Raw genomic sequence first — 17,269 nt, forward strand, 5'->3', positions numbered from 1 at the left:
ATATTATTTTAAGCAACGTTGCCGTTGTATTCGTTCATGTATTCTTTTACTATAAGGCTATTAATGCGCCTTACATCGGTTGTATTTATATCAATCTTTTGTTCTTTTTTAAATTGGCTCACTACTAAACGCATCATCATTTTCTCTACGTAACTTTCGTTTTCTAATAACTTAGAGTTTTGTAAAATCTCTTTATCTACTGCTGTTTTTAATCCTTTTAAGGCTTCAAATAATTTGCGTTCGCTATCAGTTAATGGGTCTTTTTCCATTAAGCGTTTATGAATACGTGCATATTTAGCATCATAATCGTATTTTGCTTTCAGTAATTGGTTTTCACGCTCTAGCTTTTTCGCTTTACCATAGATTTCGTTTAAAGCTTTAATGTTCGCCTCCATTTCTTCTTTAGTGACTTCACTTAAATTCTTCTTTTTAAACAATCGCTCTAATTCCTCGCGCAACGAAATAAAGATAGGATCTTTTTGGTCGAAGTTTCCTGCTAACATTTCTCTTGTTTTTCCTAAGGTGTTTTTAAGCTCATCTGCCAATACCATTTCTTCTTCTTTCACTTTGGTAAAAGCAAAAATGACATCTTCTAAAGCAGTATTTAAAATGTTATCAGTATCTACATTGTTTTCTAATGCAATTCTGGTATTTATTAAGGCTAATCTATCGTTAGTTAATCGTGCTAAAACAGATAGTTTTCTGAAATCTAATTTTTCGAGTAATTCAAAATTACCAGACAAACGAATGAGATTATACAATTCTTTTGAATTGTTTAAAACTTTAGCAATTTGACGAATTTCGGAACGTTCGTTTATTTCTGAAATTTGTTCACCAAAAACAGTTGCGTTAGTCGTGTCGTATTTAAACAAAACATCTTTAATTTCCTCAATCTCTTCTTTTATCTCTTCAGGCTTTTTAAACAGATTAGAATAATGTTGCATTTCATCTCCTAACTCGCTTTGTAACTCGTTAAAGTAGTCTTGATTGGTTTTATCGAACTCTTTCTGGATGTCTGCAAAATCAACCACATAACCGTATTTGTGGGTCTTGTAGGTTCTATTAACACGGGTAAGTGTTTGCAATAAATTATGTGATTTAATCTTTCTACCTATGTATAATTTTTTTAATCGTTTGGCATCAAAACCAGTAAGCAACATGTTGTAAACAAAAAGTAAATCTAGATTACCCACCTTAAAATCGGACACCCAATCTCTGCGATCTTGTTTAGTACCAATATCATGTAAAATAACCTGTGCTTTATTTACTTTACTTTCTTCTTTCTTCTTGTTGCCATAACTAGCAGGTTCTTCTGCTGCTTCATTAAAAAGAGACGCTGGATTTTCAGCATATTTATTATCGAAAATCTCTTGCATCATTTTAGCCTGATCTGAAGAATCACAAACCACCATACCACCAATGCTATAATCGTTCATAGAGATTCTAGCTTGTTCCATATCTTTAACAATATAGTCTAGCATAGGTTCTACAAAGCGATGGTCTGCATATAGTTTCTTTTTATCAATATTACCTTGTAATACTTTTATGTTTTCAAGAGCTTCTTGTAATACAAGCTTGTAATTGGTTTCAATTTCTTCTCGAATTAATCGTAACGTATATCCATCTTTAATAGATAGATTATAATAGTATTTATGGATATAATCGCCAAATAAGGTTTTAGAATTATATTCTGAACCTAGTAAAGGAGTACCTGTTAAACCAATTTTTATGGAATGTTTATCTGCCAATTCCAAATTCGCTAAAAAGCTTCCTTTAGGATTGTAACTACGATGTACTTCATCTAAAAAGAAAACACGTTGTACACTTAGATTATAATCATTGTTTTTTATAACATCAGGATCGTCTTTAAACTTCTGAATATTTACAACTGTAATTTCTGCTTTACCAGAACTGTTGTGTAAAACACTTGTCGATTTAATATCGCGACTAAATGCCTCTCTAGAATCTACTTTATGTACTACCAAACCACGTGCAGTAAACTCCTTTGCTGCTTGTGTTAATAAATCTAAACGATCTACAATGAAGTAAAACTTTGGAATTATATTATGCTTCTGGAAATAATGTGTGAGGTGCTTTACATTAAAATATGCTAAAGCCGTTTTACCAGAACCTTGAGTATGCCAAATGATTCCTTTTTTAATGCCGTTTTCCAACTTGTTCTCTATCGCTTTAGTAGCAAACAGTTGTGGATAACGCATGATATGTTTTTCTAGTCCATTTTCTTCTTCTACATAGGCAAAAGCATAACGTAGAATGAATTTTAAACGCTCTCTCTGAAATAAAGACGTAGAAATAGAATTGGTCGCTGTATTTGGGCTTTTATTAGATTGGTATTCTTTATTGCTTTTTATACTGAGAAGATTTGTGTCTTTTAAAACAAAATTTTCATCTCCCTCTGTAAGTGGTTGAAGTAGCTTGTTTAAATCAAAGGTTTCTTCTTCTCTAAAATAATTGAAGATTGGTTTTTTATAATTTGTTGTGCTATAAAAAGCACCTTCTAACATTTGAGTATCCTCTTCACTATAAGCCATGTTATTTGAAAACACCATGAGCTGAGTTAGGTTGATAAACTTTCGGAACTTCTTGTTCTGAAATCGCCTTTGCATTCGTCTATGTTCATCTTGAACACCATTTCTATTATTCGGTTTTTTTACTTCTATAAAAACCAATGGCATCCCATTTACTAATAGAATAATATCTGGTCTAAAGCTTTCGTCGTCTTTATTATATGGTAATTCGGTAACAACGTGAAATGAATTATTATCAAAATTTTCAAAGTCAATAAGTTTTACTCCTGTTTGATCGATGAGCTTATTATAAAACGCTCTTCCTAAATCTTCATTTTCCAATGATATAGAAATATCGTCGTATACCTTTTGAATGTCCTTTTTAGATAAATTGTAATTTATGCTTTCAATTTGCTCCTTAAAAATTGAGGTAAATATATTTGTATTTTCATCCCATTGGCTATCCTTCAAAGAAAGGTATTCGTAACCCAGTTGAATTAGATGAAGTATTGAAGGAATTTTAACTCGCGAATCTTCGTTGAATATCATTTAAAATCTGGTCAATTTAATTCTACACTAACTAATTTGCTGGTTACGAGGGAATTTTCAACAAAAGACTATGAGGTTAAATATACGATTAGTTCACCTTGTATTCAATGCTGAAATAAGAAGATTTATAACCATTTAATAATGAATACAATACCATAAAATATACGATTAAGTAAATCATCAATACTCCAACCATTTGGCAAATTATAACTTTGATAGAAATAGAGTTACGGGTTCCCGTAAGTTGAAAAATAAAATTATGAAGCGTAAAGATTTATATGAATTGGTATGGGCTAAACCACTAAAACAAATCTGTAAAGAAAAGGAAATTACTTATATCGACTTTAAAAGACTATGTAGTGAAAACCACATACCATTACCCGAGTTAGGTTATTGGACTAAGCTACGATTTGTTTAACCAGCAACTAAAGTAGCTTTACCGTTGTAATATTTGCTAGAGAAAAAAAAGAATATTCTTCCACTTCAAATATTTTAATGCAAGTTCTGATTCTGCTTCTTCTATTTCTACTGCGTTCATATAATTGTAATACTTCTTTTAATTAATTTAAACCTATAATTACTAGGAAGTTAAAACTCCGTACATGTGATGCTTTGAATAATTAAATTTTCCAAGGAATCGTCTCGATTGTCTAAAATATGACGAATAGATTTACCAAGCATACCAACTTCAGAACTTCCTGAACTAGTACCATTTTCGGTTTTCCAATTAATTTTAAGTCTTACATTATTAACAGAATTATTTGTAACCAAATAAGCCTTATAATCACCTATTTCTGCGATTTGAACATCTACACAAAAATCATATTTTTCGAGTTTATAAATACCTATGCGAACTTTGCCATTAACTTGTTTGAAGTCTATTGTCTTAGGAAAAGCATTACCAACACCGGCTACAACGGTTATGAAATCCTGAAGATCCTTAGCCATTTTTTTTAGTTGCTTAAATTCAGATATTTCCCCTTGAGAATAGTCTTCAGAATTATCTAAAAGCTCTTCAATCTCTTCTTCAATATCTTCTGCTTCATCTTTTAGATCTTCACATGCATCTTCGTCTAGAATAACTTGTTTTAAGTCTCTAGTAATATTCGTTAATTCTCTATCGAAGTCACTAGGGCTTTGAAATGCCAAACATGGCAAAACACAACTCAAAAAAAGTATTGTAAATATTATTTTCATCTATAGTCTATTAGTTTATTCTTCAATTCCCACTTTTATTTCATTCAAAATTAATTGAACTTCTTGTAATGATTTCTTCATATTCAAAGCTAGAGTTACTTCTGTAATATTAGCTTTTGGCTTTTCAAGAATAGCATCATCTAAGATGTTGATAATGGTTTGTTGTAATTTTTCATTTGATGCTAGAATAGGTTTCATTTTTCGACCAATAATTCGTGCGGCAGCCGTTATCATTTTAAAGTCATCATCAAAAAGGTCTAAATGATTTTCATAGGCTTCCGCCTCATAGAATGCCCATCCCGAATTCAACAGTAAAGATATATCTTCTAAATCTTTGATTCTATCTTGTTTATCACTCCATGAGACCAGTTTAAGAATTATTAGACCTACTACAGGCGTAGTCGGCAAAGTAAACCCGGCTTCTTTAATATTTATATTCTCTACTTGCTCTCCAACCTCCTTAAAACCTAAAACAGATAGTTCCATATCTCTTTGGTCAAAATTTATCGTATGGTTTTGTTCTATTTTACCATATGGCAACAGATCTAGTATTGTATTGGTTTTATCATATACCAGTCTATATATTTCATTGGTCTTTTTGAAACCTCTATTATACAATTCATTAAATAATGATTGATATATATTTATGTCCGGCACCATAACAGCAAAATCTATATCAGCAGTATTTCTTGTAGGTTTTAGACCAGCACGATAAAGCTGAACATCTCTTGCATTAGCACCAATTAAATAGTATTTGATATTATGAGCAGTGAAGACTTCCTCCAAAATCTGATACACCTCCCCATGTTTGAGGAACGAATATTCTTTATAAGTTAGGTTTGATATACTCATCAAAAATTATTTTGGCTGTTTCTAAATTTCTTTCGTTACCACTATAGATTAACTCAGCATAGACTAATAAAGGGTTTGTGGGAATATTATCATTGTTAGTTTGAAAAGCAATACTTTTTGGTTTCCAAAATGTTTTATAAACGCTAATTTCACCTTCCTCGTCCGGAACTATTCTAAAAAGCCTCATTAAATCTGCTCTTTCTGTTGTAAAAAGAGAATATTTTTCTGGACTTAAATAATTGGTGATAAGTTTTGCTCCATATTCTCCTCCCCAACAACTTTCTGAATTCGAGTTGATATGTGTCATTTTAAAACCTTCTATTGCTACTGAAGAGTAACTTCCAATCTTATGAGATGGTAGTATTTTTTCATTTGCTAAGGCTATCCATTTCTCAAGTAATTCTTCTCTTTTTACTAACTGATACTTTTTTTCTTTATTCCATTTAACAGCGAATCCTTCTTTTTGAAGTCCTTTTATCGTTTTGCTTACACTACCTAATGATACACAGCTTATATCTGCTAAATGTTCTTGGTTTGCATTAATTAATTCAGGGTTTTGTAATAATTGAAAAAGTATCTGCCCTCCTGCTCTTGTGAATACATCTGAATAAGCATTGTAAATGGGTTTAGCATTGTCCTTCTCAATATAAATTTTTAAATGTTTAAGATTTAGATATACATTTCCATAACTATCAATATAGTTAACTCCCTTAGACTTAAGGGTTTCTTTTGATTTGGGTGTTATATAATCCGCAGCTACCAACAAAGGATTATCTCTCCTATTTAAGAATATAGGTACGTGATTTGGACGAACTTCATTGCGTAAATCTGCAAATACAGTTTCTCCATTTACTTTAAATGTAACATCGGATTCTGCATTTTGAACGATGAATTTTTCGATTTGCACTTTAAATTCCAAGTTTTTAAAAAGATCCTTAATCTTTTGGAGTTCAATCATTTTTCATTTATTTTTAATTTTCATGTAACATGAAAAACCAAATATAATGAAAAAAAATGTATTCACTAGAAAAGACCTGTATGATTTAGTGTGGAGTAAATCTATAAGTGCAATTGCAAATGATTTTCAGATAAAACCACAAAGGGTAAAAGAAATTTGTAAGGAAAATGAAATACCGTTACCAGATAGAGGATATTGGTCAAAAATTAGGTTCAAAAAGAAAGTAGTCAAAACTCCATTACCAATGATAGAACATGATAATCTCCTAATAGACCTAAACATTAGAAAATTTAGAACCGATTATCATAAGCGAGCTTTTGAGTTAGCACAACGACAGGACTTAAATTTTAAAGTACCAAGAAAAATTTCTACATACCACCCTTTAGTAAAATCATCAAAAAACCTTTTAGAAATTATTGATGAAAGCAAAAACAAACTTAGGTTCTGGGAAGTAGCGCAAAAACATGACATATTGCCAATACATACAAATACAAAACTTAGAGCCAGGGCATTACGTTTAATGGATACATTAATTAAGGTAATTGAAGCAATGGACTGTAATATTACTTTTTATTGCAATAGAGCGCATGTAGAAATGTTTGGTCAAAAGACAGAGATTAACCTTAGACAAAAAGTACATAGAATTAGAACTACTGATAAAAGAGGATGGACCAGTGAATCTTGGGAAGAGTCTGACAAGCTTGAATTTCAGACTGGTCCTTCTTTCGACCGAAAAAATTGGATTGACAATACTAAAAGAACAATTGAAGCATGCCTACCCGAAATAATAGCATGGATAGAAAAGGATTGCCGGTATTGGCATGACTTAAGAGCCGAACAAGCAATTGAAGAAAATAAAAAAGCATTACAAGCACAAAAACTTGAAGCTATAAAAGCGCAGCAAGAAGAAGAACAAGCCAAAGTGAATCAATTGTTTTCAGATGCCGAAAATTGGAGCAAGGCAGAACTTGCGGAGCGCTATCTTAATGAAATGGAAAAGAAAGCTATAGATGGCAATCAATCAAATCCAGATATCAAAGACTATATAATGTGGGCTAGAAAAATAGTGTCTGAACTAAATCCATTAAATAAAGCTTCTAAAAAACAATTAATAAATCCTTACAATTAAAACTTACTCTTTGTCTTTTTCCCCACTATTAAGATTCAAAAAATCGAAACCAATCTGAAATGAATACCATGGACGGTCTGAGTAGACCCAATCGTTACCAATATCACCACCTGGTTTGTCCCATCCAAGAACAACTCCAATTTGAAAATTATCAATTTGCGTTACTATGCCTAGAGACAAAGTTCTCGCCAAAATTTGACCATCAGGGATATCAACATCACTTTTTACAGTACTTTCATTAATACTAATATTAGTAACTCCTAAAGTTGCCAATGGCAAAATATAGACCGGACTATATTTATGAATTCGCCATTTTACTCCTATAAATCCACCTAATTGAAATGAAGGATCAATTCTTAAAGGCTCATCATTTACTTCAGAACGGAATTTAAATGGAACAGAAAAGGATGGTCCATATGCCACTCGTGGTTTTCTCCAATACCGCCGAACCAACTCTTTGTTTTCAAGATGCTTATCAAATTGACCCGATTCAATCGCGAATAATGAAAATGCATCATTCCGATCAATTATATATTCTAGCTCATTTTTAACAACCCTATCCAAATGTGACCTAGATTCATTGCTAAAGTATTCAAATTTTGTACTTATATCAGAATTTCGAATATACGTATTAACGCCATCTTTCTTAGACAATATAAAAGCACTGCAAGCCCTATCTTTACTAGGTTCTCTACGCATTTGACACCATTTAATCGCCTCCTTCTCAGTTATTTTAATGTCTTGTTTAAAAGGAACCAGTTTTATCTCATAGTATGTTGTTTTCGCTTCATTAGAGGAATCTTCAACATCAAATTCACCAACTTTTTGAAATAAAAATTGTTTTGCCAACTTTTTATTTATTGGATTTTTAATCTTTTCATCTTTTTCATTCATTTCAAACATATAAATATGCGACCCTTTGACCTGATAAGAAAAAGATTCGGTTCCTACCTGCTGTGATAATAGGTTGGATTGAAAAAATAGGAATACTGGCAAGAAAAATATAAGATGTCTCATAATTTGGTTGATTTTGGATTTCTAATTTTAAAATAGAATCAAATTATAAGGGGAAGTCCTACAATATAATAATTATATTAATACATGAGATTAAATCATAACTTCTTTTTAAAAATTAAGAGTTCAAAAAATCAATCATTCAATTATCAAAACGATAAAAAACAATTCATTTCTGATTTTGACTTACATGAAGTCAAGTATTAAAGCAATAAAGCTACGGCTTCATCTAAAACATCACTTCCTAATTCCTTCAAATAAACCTGAGTTATAATTATATTTTTATGACCTAATGATTCACCTATAATATCTGTAGCGACACCTTTTTGTTTCAGGCAATTAGCGAAGCTGTGCCTTGCCACATAACTAGATAATGATTTTTTTATAGAGCAAAGTCCAGCTATTTCTTTTAGGTCTCTATTATACTTTGCTAAGGTTTTCTTTTTTCGATTATTAATCTGATTAGGGGTAAGTCCGTCTTTTAATAAAATAGGAAAGACATATTCTGTAGGTAGCGAGTACTCCCTATAATAGTCAAGAATTTCACGAACAGGGGGAACTATGCTAATTACAAATCGACCTTTGGTCTTATTTCTAATATAAGATATAGATTTGGAATCAATATCTTCCCATTTCAGAACCATCAAATCCGTGTAGTTCATACCCCTAGTATAAAAACTAAAAACAAAGTAATTTTTAGCCTCTGCTAATTGCGGGCATTTTGAAGTATCAAAATTGATGATTTTGGTAACTTGATCAAAGTCCAATGCTTTTTTAATCCCTTGACCTTTAAGTTTTGAAATTTTATAAGTTTTGAATGGATGATTAATGTCTTTTATAATATTGCGTTCTATTGCTTTATTATATAAAGCTCTTAATGTACGTTGTTTAATACTAATTCCGCCACCTGTTCCGCCTCTTGAACGGAGCCATGCTTCATATTTATTCAAAAAGGAATTCGTAATATCTTGAAATCGTATTTTTTTGAATCCGCAGAATTGTTTTACTGACTTCATAGTTTCCATATACATGGTGGCATTTCCCATTCTGCCTGCTAATTTCATTTCAGAGATTATTTCTTCCCAAAATGGAAAAACAGAATCATTTGCCGGGTTACTATCCACCCTAAAACGTTGACTAAAATCATCTAGGTTAAAATAGTCCTTTTCAAAGTCTAGGTCTGAATAGACTTTTAAAGCCCTAGCTTTTATTTTCAATAGCAATCTATTGTTTTGAATATAGTTAGTGTTCTTTTTATTAAAACAACCTGAAGGAGCATCCCACTCCTTTTCAGTACTTTTAAACATAGTATTGAAATACTTCGTTTTTCTATCTTTGGTGATTCTCAAACAAATAGGATAAGAGCCATCGGAAAGCCCTTTTTTTCTTAGAACAATTTTAATACTTGACATAGCTTCTAGTTTTATGGGTACAACATGGGTACAACAAATTGGATGTTATAAGCATATTTAATATTGCCTAATGCAAAGTTACAAATTGTAAACAACTGATAATTAGACTAAATGATGCTTAATGATGCCTAATGACAAGTAATTTTAATCGCCTGTCACGCAGGGGGTCGCGGGTTCGAGTCCCGTCCAGACCGCAAAAGCCTCTATTTTTAGAGGCTTTTTTCATTTTAACTAATTGATATCAGCGTTATAAAAATGTTAATGTTAAACAAAAGTTAATCAGCGTGCTGCGAGCGTGCTGCATTTTTGACCTTTTTTTTTACGTCTTTGCAGCATTTTACAGTACTTCTTCACTCCCCTATTCTTTAACTGTAAAAGGATATAACACTTGGTTTATTCCGTAGGTGTATTTGTGTGGCACTATATGTATGTAGTTGAAAAAGGATGACATGACTCCTTTTATGAACTATGAAATTCTTTATTGTAATTTAAACGAGCAGATTATATCTAGCACTACGCCCACCACCGATAGATTCAAATATCCCTTTTTGAACTAATTCCTGTAAATCTCTTGTGGCGGTTGCTTTAGAAGTGCTAGTAATTGAAATATATTTTCGAGCGTTCATACCTCCTTCAAAACCTTGATAACCTTCTTCCAGCATTCTACGAACCACTTTTTGTTGACGTTCATTAAGTTCATTTTTATGTTGGTCAAAAAACTTCGTTTTCTTTAAAGTAAATTCAATCTCTTTCTCTGCATCAATTTGTGCGTCCAGGACAGTTTCCACGAAGTATTTTATCCACTCCGTAATTTCATTGGAACGTTGCGCTGCTTTTAAAGCCGTATAGTAATTGTTTTTATTACTCTCAATAGACTTAGAAAGGCTGAACAAAACTGGGCGGTCAATGCTTTGAGAAAGCGCTTTTTCAGCAATAGCCCTTCCTATTCTACCATTACCATCCTCAAAAGGGTGGATAGATTCAAAATACAGGTGTGCGATAGCAGACCGTATGATAGGTTTATGAATCAAGTCCCGAGATTGATTAAACCATGTTATGTATCCGTTCATTTCTGAAGGAACTGTATTTGAAGGTGGAGCTTGAAAATGAACAATTTCTCGGCCTATTGCCCCAGAAACGATTTGCTTGGGTTCTTCATGCGAACGCCATTGGCCTATTTCTATTCCTTTGCTACCCTTCATAAGCATGGTATGCCAATCAAAAAGCATCTTTTCTGTAAGAGGAGTCGTAAAGTGTTTACGGATTGCCAGCATTAAATCGGTTATTCCTTCAACTCTTTTATCTTTAGATGCAGGTAGTTCAGGATTTAATCCAAAATTCCTTCTTATAGAGGACATGACGTCTTTACGGCTCAGATACTCCCCTTCTATCTCCGAGGTCTTTATAGCTTCAGAAACCATTAAGTTTATCATGGCTTCTGTTTGTTCGGATTCAGAAAAACCATCCAATACTCCACTAATGCGCCCCGTACGCTTTGCAAAATCATAGAGTAAATCTTCAACATCCTCAGTTTCATACTGAAAATGAGACCAGTCTTTTTGCTGCCAATTGTATTTTATGAACCGATTATATCATTTATTCGGCTCAAATATGCTTGTTTTATGAGTTGATTAGGTAGGTTATTTGGCTCATTCAAGTATTGATTACAGATTTACATAAACCTGTAACCTTAACTTTCAATAGCTTTGCATTTCATTGAACGCAAAATTATGTTTCAGAAAATACTACTCTTATTCATCCTGTTAATTTCAGTCCGAATTTTTCACAACAGGATGAAATCACCATTGTCTCATGGAACATTCAAGATTTTGGAAAGACCAAAAGCAATGATGAATTGGAACAAATTGCAGAGGTTGTGAGAGATGTAGACATTGTAGTCATACAAGAAGTGGTTTCAGGATATGGAGGTGCACAGGCTGTTGCTATTTAACTTTTATGAAGTTTATAAGAAACGTTAGGAGTTAAATTCTACCCTCCTTCGCAAGCTTAAAGAGCAAATTTGTAGTATTCTTGGCCTCATACTCATCATAAAGCCTGTTTATTCTTTTATCTATGGTGCTTTCACTATTAGGGGTAATCTTCTCTTTTTTAAATTTTTCAGAAACCTCTTTTTTTGTGAGGCCGTTAGCGAGTTCTTTTAATATGGCACGATCAAAATCATCTAATTCTACCACATTGTGGGGAATATTCAAATTTAGCTGCGGGGACACATAGGTTCTATTGTGGTACACTTCGTTAATGGCATTGACCAACTCCACCATACCATTACGACCCTTGCATACATAACCATTAATTTTTTGCTCCATAAAAAGCGTATTGATTTGTATGGGATTGTTTTCCATAGAGTGCACAATAATCTTTAAACTAGGCTGCAAGGTTCGTGCAGCTCTAATTAGTTCAAAACCAGAAGTCAGATTTCGGTCTACATGATCTTGTTCAAAAAACAAATCGGTTATCAATAACTCGTAGGCATCATTATTCTTTAGGGCTACTTTTAAACGCATAAAAGCCTTATCGCAATACAATTCGTTTTGCAATTCTTCAATGGCTAATTTTTCTTTTAGGGTTACAACAATGCCGTAGTTTTCTCCTTGAAAATCTTCAGCCAATAGTATTTTTTTAAACATGATGTACTTAATTACTTGGGAATATGGATTTCTGCCCGAAACCCTTTCCCTTCTTCTGAATCAAAAATAATGCTTCCGCCTATGGCTTGAATACGCTTTTCTGTATTCTGAAGTCCATTTTTTCTGAACAGGGCTTCTTTTGATGCACCCACCCCATCATCTTCGTAGTACACATTGAGTATTTTGTTATGTTCTTTAAAGATAATTACGGTTTGTTGTGCCTTACTATGCCTTGCCATATTGATAATCAGTTCTTGCAATACTTTAAAAAGAATGGTTTTTGATTGATTACTTACCATTGACCAATCCAATTCTTTACCTCCATTAAACATCATTTCGACCTCTGCCGGTTTCGCAAATTCTAAGGTAGCTTTGAGAATCTTCCAAAAATCTGGACCTGTATCTACCAAATTTAAGGTTCTAGAAAAGTCCCGAGTATGATTATAAAGTTCTTCTGTTTTATCTAAAATTACTTCTTTGTCCGCATTTAGCTGTATTAGTGACATTAGCTGATTTAATTTACCACCATGGTCATCATGTAACTTTCGGGATAGTTCCGCTTCGGTTTCTTGAATAGCTTCTAGCTTTTCAGCCTTACCTTTTTGCCTTAATCGTTTGGTACGTTGTCTAAAACCAAAGAGAGAAAGCCCAAGAACGGTAGTAATAAAGAGAAAACCTCCTAGGTATAAAATTTTTTGAGTTCGTTCTCGACTTGCTTCCAATTCCTTTTCGGTATTTTCTTTTTCCAAACGCAAGTTTTCTTCCTGCGTTACTTTGTCATCATATTTATATTTGGCAAATTGGGTCTTTACCTTCAACTCCTGTTGATACAAGCTGTCCTGTAAAAAAACATACCTATCCCTAATATATAAATTTTTAGGCTCAACCTTCATTAAAAACCTAAGCGCATCAGCCTCCGCCCTAGGTATTTTTAACTTTCTAGATAATTGAATGACAGAATCAAAATAACTTATAGACCTTTTAGGGTTGGTTGCACTGTTGTATTCACCTAAATGTGTATAACTGGCTATTTGTCCTCGTTTATCGTAGTTTTGTTTTCTGATTTCCAAAGATTTTTGAAACTCTTTTTCTATTATCTTATCCCCTGAGAGCCATTGTGCATAAGTCAAGTTATCAAGAACACGTGCATATTCGTTTTGATCTTTGATAAGATTAGAATCAATTAGAATTGATTTGAATAATGAAATTCCTTTGATGTAATCCTTATTATCTATATAAGTTGCCGCAAGATTATTTTTGTAAACCAAACTATAGTTTGGATTATTTGTTGCTTCTATTGCTTTTATATAATAAGCTTCTGCTTCCTTAAAGTTTAATAGTTTTCTATGGTCTGTAACTAGCGTATTATAAAGGGCAGCAATTAATAAACTATCCTCTTTTTTTGTAATGAAGGGTAAAGCTTCAGTTAAGGTTTCTTTACTTCCAAAAAAATCGTTTTGATCTTTTTGAATAGTACCTATATTCAAAAGATTTCTTCCTATACGGGTACTATCCATTATTTTCTCAAAATAATTCTTAGAATTATTGTAATTAATGAATGCGCTATCGGCCATTTGGGCAACTTCACTATAATAATAGCCCATCAAATAATATTGCTTTCCTAAAATAAATTCAGCGTTATTTCCATTGGCAGTTTTTAAAAGCAGTTTATTGAAACTTAGAAGACTATCGTACTCTTTTAAAGAAAAATAAATTGAGTTTTTTTGATAAAGAACTTCGCTGTAAATGGTGTCCTTATCACTCTCACTTACATATATCAATGATTTGTTAATAGCTTTTTGACGCTGTTCTAAAGAAATACTTTTGTCTTTGGAGATATTATAATAAAACAAAACACTGTCCCTTGATGTGCTATAGGCTATGACATTTTTTTCTGTGCTTATATCACAAGATTCCAACAACGTAATAAACAGAACAAAATAGAAGATTTTCAAAAGGAATATTTTTTTAAAACTATCTAAAAAAAAAGCTATACCTAAAGGTATAACTTAATTAAATACAAAATATTAATGGACCCACTAGTTGTCTGGTGGAGGCAGAGGTGTATTACCATCATCCCCTTCCGTAGCTTGAACATCATAAAGACTATCCATTTCTGCAAAAGAGTCATCTGAACAGGAAAATAAGAACATATTAAAAACCATTGCCATTACAGCTATCATTACTTTTTTCATAATTACTATTTTAAAAATTGGAAATAGGAGTGGCTGTCTGGGTTTTTCCCAAATTCATTTTCACCAACTCCTTAAAGAGTTTGAAGTACTCCGTGTTTGTGGAAAGTGGAAATCAAATGCGGCAGTCCTAGACTACTTTCCATTTGGCCAATAACTAGCCGCATTTTACATTTCCGTAAGCATGATTTTCTAGAAGTACTATGTTAGCAATGCATAGTGGAATCATCCTCGAGGACAAAGTAATGGCAAGTAAAAAGAAGTGTTTGGAGAAAGGCTGGAAAAGAATTTCCGGAAAAGAATTTCCATAAAAGTTCCATAGAAATGTTAGTTTTATGAACGTTATCTACAAGTACTATGTCTATCGAAATAATAATTCTAGCTTTTGAAAAAGCTGAAAAAGAAATAGGTTCTAGTAAGAAAACACATAGAGCCCAACATATTTCAGATTATCTTCTGTAGGAATACAAATACCCCATTAGCGAGCGATCCTTAAGAGATTATTACACCAATGCCTTAAACAAAAAAGAAGGTATAGAAGAATTAAAGCCTAAAGTTCTCTCCTATTTGTGCAACTATTTAGGGTATACAGATTATGCAGATTTTATTACTAAAAATCAAACCGAAGAAGATTTAGAACAAAAGATTTCTAATACCAGTAGAAAATCAAAAACAAAGGAAGTTATAAAAGACTCGGACAAAGGTTTTAATCGAAAAATTCTCATGTATCTCGGTCTTGTATTTGTGGCACTTGTCTTGATTTTCATTATTGTAGACAAAGAGGTTGTTAATGATAATCCAAATGTAAATTGTATGACTTGGGCAGACTCTTTATATGTTGCAGTTCCATGTACTACCAGACCATATTCAGCATTTGGAACTAAAGTTGAACCCATGGACATTATGAAATTGAAAAAGTTGAAACAAGTTAATGTTAGGCTGGGCTACCCATTTTTTAATGAACAGAATGAACCGTTAATTTGGTACTTCAAAAACAAGGAAGGTGAAATTGAATATTTTACGTCACCAGGACTACATCCTACGAATGGAGAAACGTTACGAAAAATAACCCCTCACATTATTGAAACGTATGTGCCAAAGCATATCTATAAAAAGAGTTCATTTGTTTCTGAATAAGTAGATTAAAGTCTTTATAATAATCAAGTGTAGTTACAATAATCCATTAGAATGTCCTGATTTCGCTCAATCGTTTTGACCTATCATCATTTTACACTATTTCTTTTGTAGAGCACGGAGTATTTCCCGAAATTCGTTCATCTCCTTTCACAATTCCTGTGGTCTATGTATTCCACTACTAGCATTTTTAGTTAAAGTATTGAATCTTTTTCCACTATTCACCAAACGTTCCATTAGATCATTTCGCTCTTGTGAAATTTCCTTAATAGCCATCACTCTAACTGTTGACTTTTTTCGAATGTATTCGACGATTTTCAAATCTTTCTTCTTTGCCCTTTCAGCAACAATAAGAAACTCGTTAACGGTGAGTCCAAGACAAATCCTTTTATTTTTTAACAGATATAATACTTTCTTGGGCCTTGCCATAATTACAGGGGTTTGGGGAGGCACCAATACAATAGCCCGTGCCTTAAAATCAATAGAGGAAGATTATTCTGGCACTAAGGACTGGGACAAAATAAAACAAAAGGTATCTAAAAAGGCCATTATTTATACCATTATGGACCAAGATGCTACTTACAAAAAATACATTGGTCAAAATTGGCCAGAGATCAGGGTTTTTTATAACGCCAATCAATTCTGGTGCTTTGCATATCCTTGGAAACAAGTGGTACCTAAAAGTCAGCAACCCTATTTGGAAGAAAGTCTTATGGGCCCCAATATCATTAACAATCATGGTCCATTGTTCGAAAAATATTATTCTTATGGGGATGGGCAAAACCAAGAAGGGGACCCCAACCACTTTGAAGGCGATATTTTAAAAATCATAAACACAAAACGAGGTGATTTTACCAAGTATGATTTCATTTCTGAAGGTGATAGTCAGTCATTTTTACATTTGGTGGACGTTGGTCTGGACAATTATGATGATCCGTGAAGAGGCGGGTGGAGTGGCCGATTTGTGCAATCAGAAGAAATTCCCTTTAGATTTGAAGATGGCGTAAATGCTTCAGAATTAAACCCTGAAACAGGAGAGATGGATACAAGTTATCCTCAAACCCGCTGGATAAAAACTATGCAATTAGATTTTGCAGCGAGGGCAGATTGGTGCATCAAATCTTTTAAAGAAGCCAATCACGCCCCAAATGTAAGGGTTGAAGAAGGAAATAGGATTACTGCAACTTCAGGGGGTACGGTAAATTTAACATTAAGTGCAACAGACCCAGATGCACATCCTGTAGCATTAAAGGCATGGTCGTATGGTGAGGCGGGCGATGGCGATGCATCTATTTCGGTTTTGGAGAATAAAGCTTCTGTTTTGCTTCCTGTAAATGCAAAAAAAGGAGAAAAATTCCATATTATAGTGGCGGGTACTGATACCGGTTTTCCTTCTTTGACACGTTACCAACGTGTAATTTTTACCATAAAATAACTGTTTTAGGCTTAATCCCGCTGCGGTTGATACCCAGAGCGAAAGGAAATTTAAGGGGTTTTAGTATTCCAGTGTATGTGCTGGTTTTTCTACGACATTAGGTAGTTCCATTTTTGAGAACGTTTAAAAATATAGTAGACAATCATTACGCCACCATTTGGCCTCTTCTAATTGAATTTCCAATAACAAGCGTACCACATTATGTTGTTCTTTTGAGACAT

General features: G+C 33.0%; 16 protein-coding genes. 5 read left to right on the forward strand and 11 right to left on the reverse strand.

Annotation, left to right across the window (positions count from 1 at the left end; genetic code table 11):
- Nucleotides 1–8 precede the first annotated feature (8 nt).
- Nucleotides 9–3,077, reverse strand: a complete 3,069-nt coding sequence (locus AACZ49_RS12490; RefSeq protein WP_339655349.1) for a type I restriction endonuclease — start codon at nucleotides 3,075–3,077, stop codon at nucleotides 9–11.
- Between the two features lie 259 nt (nucleotides 3,078–3,336).
- Here AACZ49_RS12490 and AACZ49_RS12495 point away from each other — a divergent pair, with 259 nt between their 5' ends.
- The gene (locus tag AACZ49_RS12495) at nucleotides 3,337–3,495 is read left to right on the forward strand and encodes a hypothetical protein (protein WP_339655351.1); all 159 of its coding nucleotides are present in this window, start codon (nucleotides 3,337–3,339) and stop codon (nucleotides 3,493–3,495) included.
- Nucleotides 3,496–3,665: 170 nt separating this feature from the next.
- Here the strand turns inward: AACZ49_RS12495 and AACZ49_RS12500 are convergent, their stop codons facing one another.
- The 3 genes from AACZ49_RS12500 to AACZ49_RS12510 are packed head-to-tail and all read right to left on the reverse strand — an operon-like array spanning nucleotide 3,666 to nucleotide 6,084.
- The gene (locus tag AACZ49_RS12500; RefSeq protein WP_339655354.1) at nucleotides 3,666–4,247 is read right to left on the reverse strand and encodes a hypothetical protein; all 582 of its coding nucleotides are present in this window, start codon (nucleotides 4,245–4,247) and stop codon (nucleotides 3,666–3,668) included.
- Nucleotides 4,248–4,289: 42 nt separating this feature from the next.
- Nucleotides 4,290–5,126 (reverse strand): hypothetical protein, encoded by an 837-nt coding sequence (locus AACZ49_RS12505; RefSeq protein ID WP_339655357.1) that lies wholly within the window; start codon nucleotides 5,124–5,126, stop codon nucleotides 4,290–4,292.
- Complete coding sequence (locus AACZ49_RS12510) at nucleotides 5,101–6,084, reverse strand: type IV toxin-antitoxin system AbiEi family antitoxin (protein ID WP_339655360.1); 984 nt, start codon at nucleotides 6,082–6,084, stop codon at nucleotides 5,101–5,103. The genes AACZ49_RS12505 and AACZ49_RS12510 overlap by 26 nt, the downstream gene beginning before the upstream one ends.
- A gap of 46 nt (nucleotides 6,085–6,130) precedes the next feature.
- Here AACZ49_RS12510 and AACZ49_RS12515 point away from each other — a divergent pair, with 46 nt between their 5' ends.
- Complete coding sequence (locus AACZ49_RS12515) at nucleotides 6,131–7,213, forward strand: hypothetical protein (protein ID WP_339655362.1); 1,083 nt, start codon at nucleotides 6,131–6,133, stop codon at nucleotides 7,211–7,213.
- A 3-nt stretch (nucleotides 7,214–7,216) separates the two neighbouring features.
- Here AACZ49_RS12515 and AACZ49_RS12520 read toward each other — a convergent pair whose 3' ends face one another.
- The 6 genes from AACZ49_RS12520 to AACZ49_RS12545 all read right to left on the reverse strand — a co-directional run bounded on the left by AACZ49_RS12520 (nucleotide 7,217) and on the right by AACZ49_RS12545 (nucleotide 14,482).
- The gene (locus AACZ49_RS12520) at nucleotides 7,217–8,230 is read right to left on the reverse strand and encodes a hypothetical protein (RefSeq protein WP_339655365.1); all 1,014 of its coding nucleotides are present in this window, start codon (nucleotides 8,228–8,230) and stop codon (nucleotides 7,217–7,219) included.
- A 200-nt stretch (nucleotides 8,231–8,430) separates the two neighbouring features.
- A complete protein-coding gene (locus AACZ49_RS12525; protein ID WP_339655367.1) occupies nucleotides 8,431–9,639 on the reverse strand; it encodes a site-specific integrase in 1,209 nt (402 codons plus the stop codon).
- 488 nt (nucleotides 9,640–10,127) lie between these two features.
- On the reverse strand, nucleotides 10,128–11,219 hold the full coding sequence (locus AACZ49_RS12530; RefSeq protein ID WP_339655442.1) for a Fic family protein: 1,092 nt from the start codon (nucleotides 11,217–11,219) through the stop codon (nucleotides 10,128–10,130).
- Nucleotides 11,220–11,621: 402 nt separating this feature from the next.
- Complete coding sequence (locus tag AACZ49_RS12535) at nucleotides 11,622–12,287, reverse strand: DNA-binding response regulator (RefSeq protein ID WP_339655370.1); 666 nt, start codon at nucleotides 12,285–12,287, stop codon at nucleotides 11,622–11,624.
- A gap of 11 nt (nucleotides 12,288–12,298) precedes the next feature.
- Entirely contained in the window at nucleotides 12,299–14,242 is a 1,944-nt protein-coding gene (locus AACZ49_RS12540) for a hypothetical protein (RefSeq protein WP_339655373.1), read from the reverse strand.
- Between the two features lie 84 nt (nucleotides 14,243–14,326).
- The gene (locus tag AACZ49_RS12545) at nucleotides 14,327–14,482 is read right to left on the reverse strand and encodes a hypothetical protein (protein ID WP_339655375.1); all 156 of its coding nucleotides are present in this window, start codon (nucleotides 14,480–14,482) and stop codon (nucleotides 14,327–14,329) included.
- A gap of 564 nt (nucleotides 14,483–15,046) precedes the next feature.
- Here AACZ49_RS12545 and AACZ49_RS12550 point away from each other — a divergent pair.
- Nucleotides 15,047–15,616, forward strand: a complete 570-nt coding sequence (locus AACZ49_RS12550) for a hypothetical protein (protein ID WP_339655377.1) — start codon at nucleotides 15,047–15,049, stop codon at nucleotides 15,614–15,616.
- 147 nt (nucleotides 15,617–15,763) lie between these two features.
- On the opposite strand, the gene AACZ49_RS12555 is transcribed toward AACZ49_RS12550, so the two are convergent.
- Nucleotides 15,764–16,042: a hypothetical protein gene (locus tag AACZ49_RS12555; RefSeq protein ID WP_339655380.1), complete on the reverse strand. Its 279-nt coding sequence runs from the start codon at nucleotides 16,040–16,042 to the stop codon at nucleotides 15,764–15,766.
- Here AACZ49_RS12555 and AACZ49_RS12560 point away from each other — a divergent pair.
- Nucleotides 16,029–16,553 (forward strand): nucleoside hydrolase-like domain-containing protein, encoded by a 525-nt coding sequence (locus AACZ49_RS12560; RefSeq protein ID WP_339655383.1) that lies wholly within the window; start codon nucleotides 16,029–16,031, stop codon nucleotides 16,551–16,553. The genes AACZ49_RS12555 and AACZ49_RS12560 overlap by 14 nt on opposite strands.
- A gap of 24 nt (nucleotides 16,554–16,577) precedes the next feature.
- Nucleotides 16,578–17,048, forward strand: coding sequence for a hypothetical protein (locus tag AACZ49_RS12565; RefSeq protein WP_339655386.1), 471 nt, complete (start codon nucleotides 16,578–16,580; stop codon nucleotides 17,046–17,048).
- Nucleotides 17,049–17,269 lie beyond the last annotated feature (221 nt).

It is taken from the genome of uncultured Maribacter sp. (assembly GCF_963975365.1).
Taxonomy (GTDB): Bacteria; Bacteroidota; Bacteroidia; order Flavobacteriales; family Flavobacteriaceae; genus Maribacter.

What these genes read in the sequence shown, in the direction of transcription:
- AACZ49_RS12535 (WP_339655370.1), bottom strand. Translation starts at nt 12,287, where the DNA reads ATGTTTAAAAAAATACTATTGGCTGAAGATTTTCAAGGAGAAAACTAC.
- AACZ49_RS12495 (WP_339655351.1), top strand. Translation starts at nt 3,337, where the DNA reads ATGAAGCGTAAAGATTTATATGAATTGGTATGGGCTAAACCACTAAAA.
- AACZ49_RS12515 (WP_339655362.1), top strand. Translation starts at nt 6,131, where the DNA reads ATGAAAAAAAATGTATTCACTAGAAAAGACCTGTATGATTTAGTGTGG.
- AACZ49_RS12545 (WP_339655375.1), bottom strand. Translation starts at nt 14,482, where the DNA reads ATGAAAAAAGTAATGATAGCTGTAATGGCAATGGTTTTTAATATGTTC.
- AACZ49_RS12505 (WP_339655357.1), bottom strand. Translation starts at nt 5,126, where the DNA reads ATGAGTATATCAAACCTAACTTATAAAGAATATTCGTTCCTCAAACAT.
- AACZ49_RS12490 (WP_339655349.1), bottom strand. Translation starts at nt 3,077, where the DNA reads ATGATATTCAACGAAGATTCGCGAGTTAAAATTCCTTCAATACTTCAT.
- AACZ49_RS12525 (WP_339655367.1), bottom strand. Translation starts at nt 9,639, where the DNA reads ATGTCAAGTATTAAAATTGTTCTAAGAAAAAAAGGGCTTTCCGATGGC.
- AACZ49_RS12520 (WP_339655365.1), bottom strand. Translation starts at nt 8,230, where the DNA reads ATGAGACATCTTATATTTTTCTTGCCAGTATTCCTATTTTTTCAATCC.
- AACZ49_RS12555 (WP_339655380.1), bottom strand. Translation starts at nt 16,042, where the DNA reads ATGGCAAGGCCCAAGAAAGTATTATATCTGTTAAAAAATAAAAGGATT.
- AACZ49_RS12510 (WP_339655360.1), bottom strand. Translation starts at nt 6,084, where the DNA reads ATGATTGAACTCCAAAAGATTAAGGATCTTTTTAAAAACTTGGAATTT.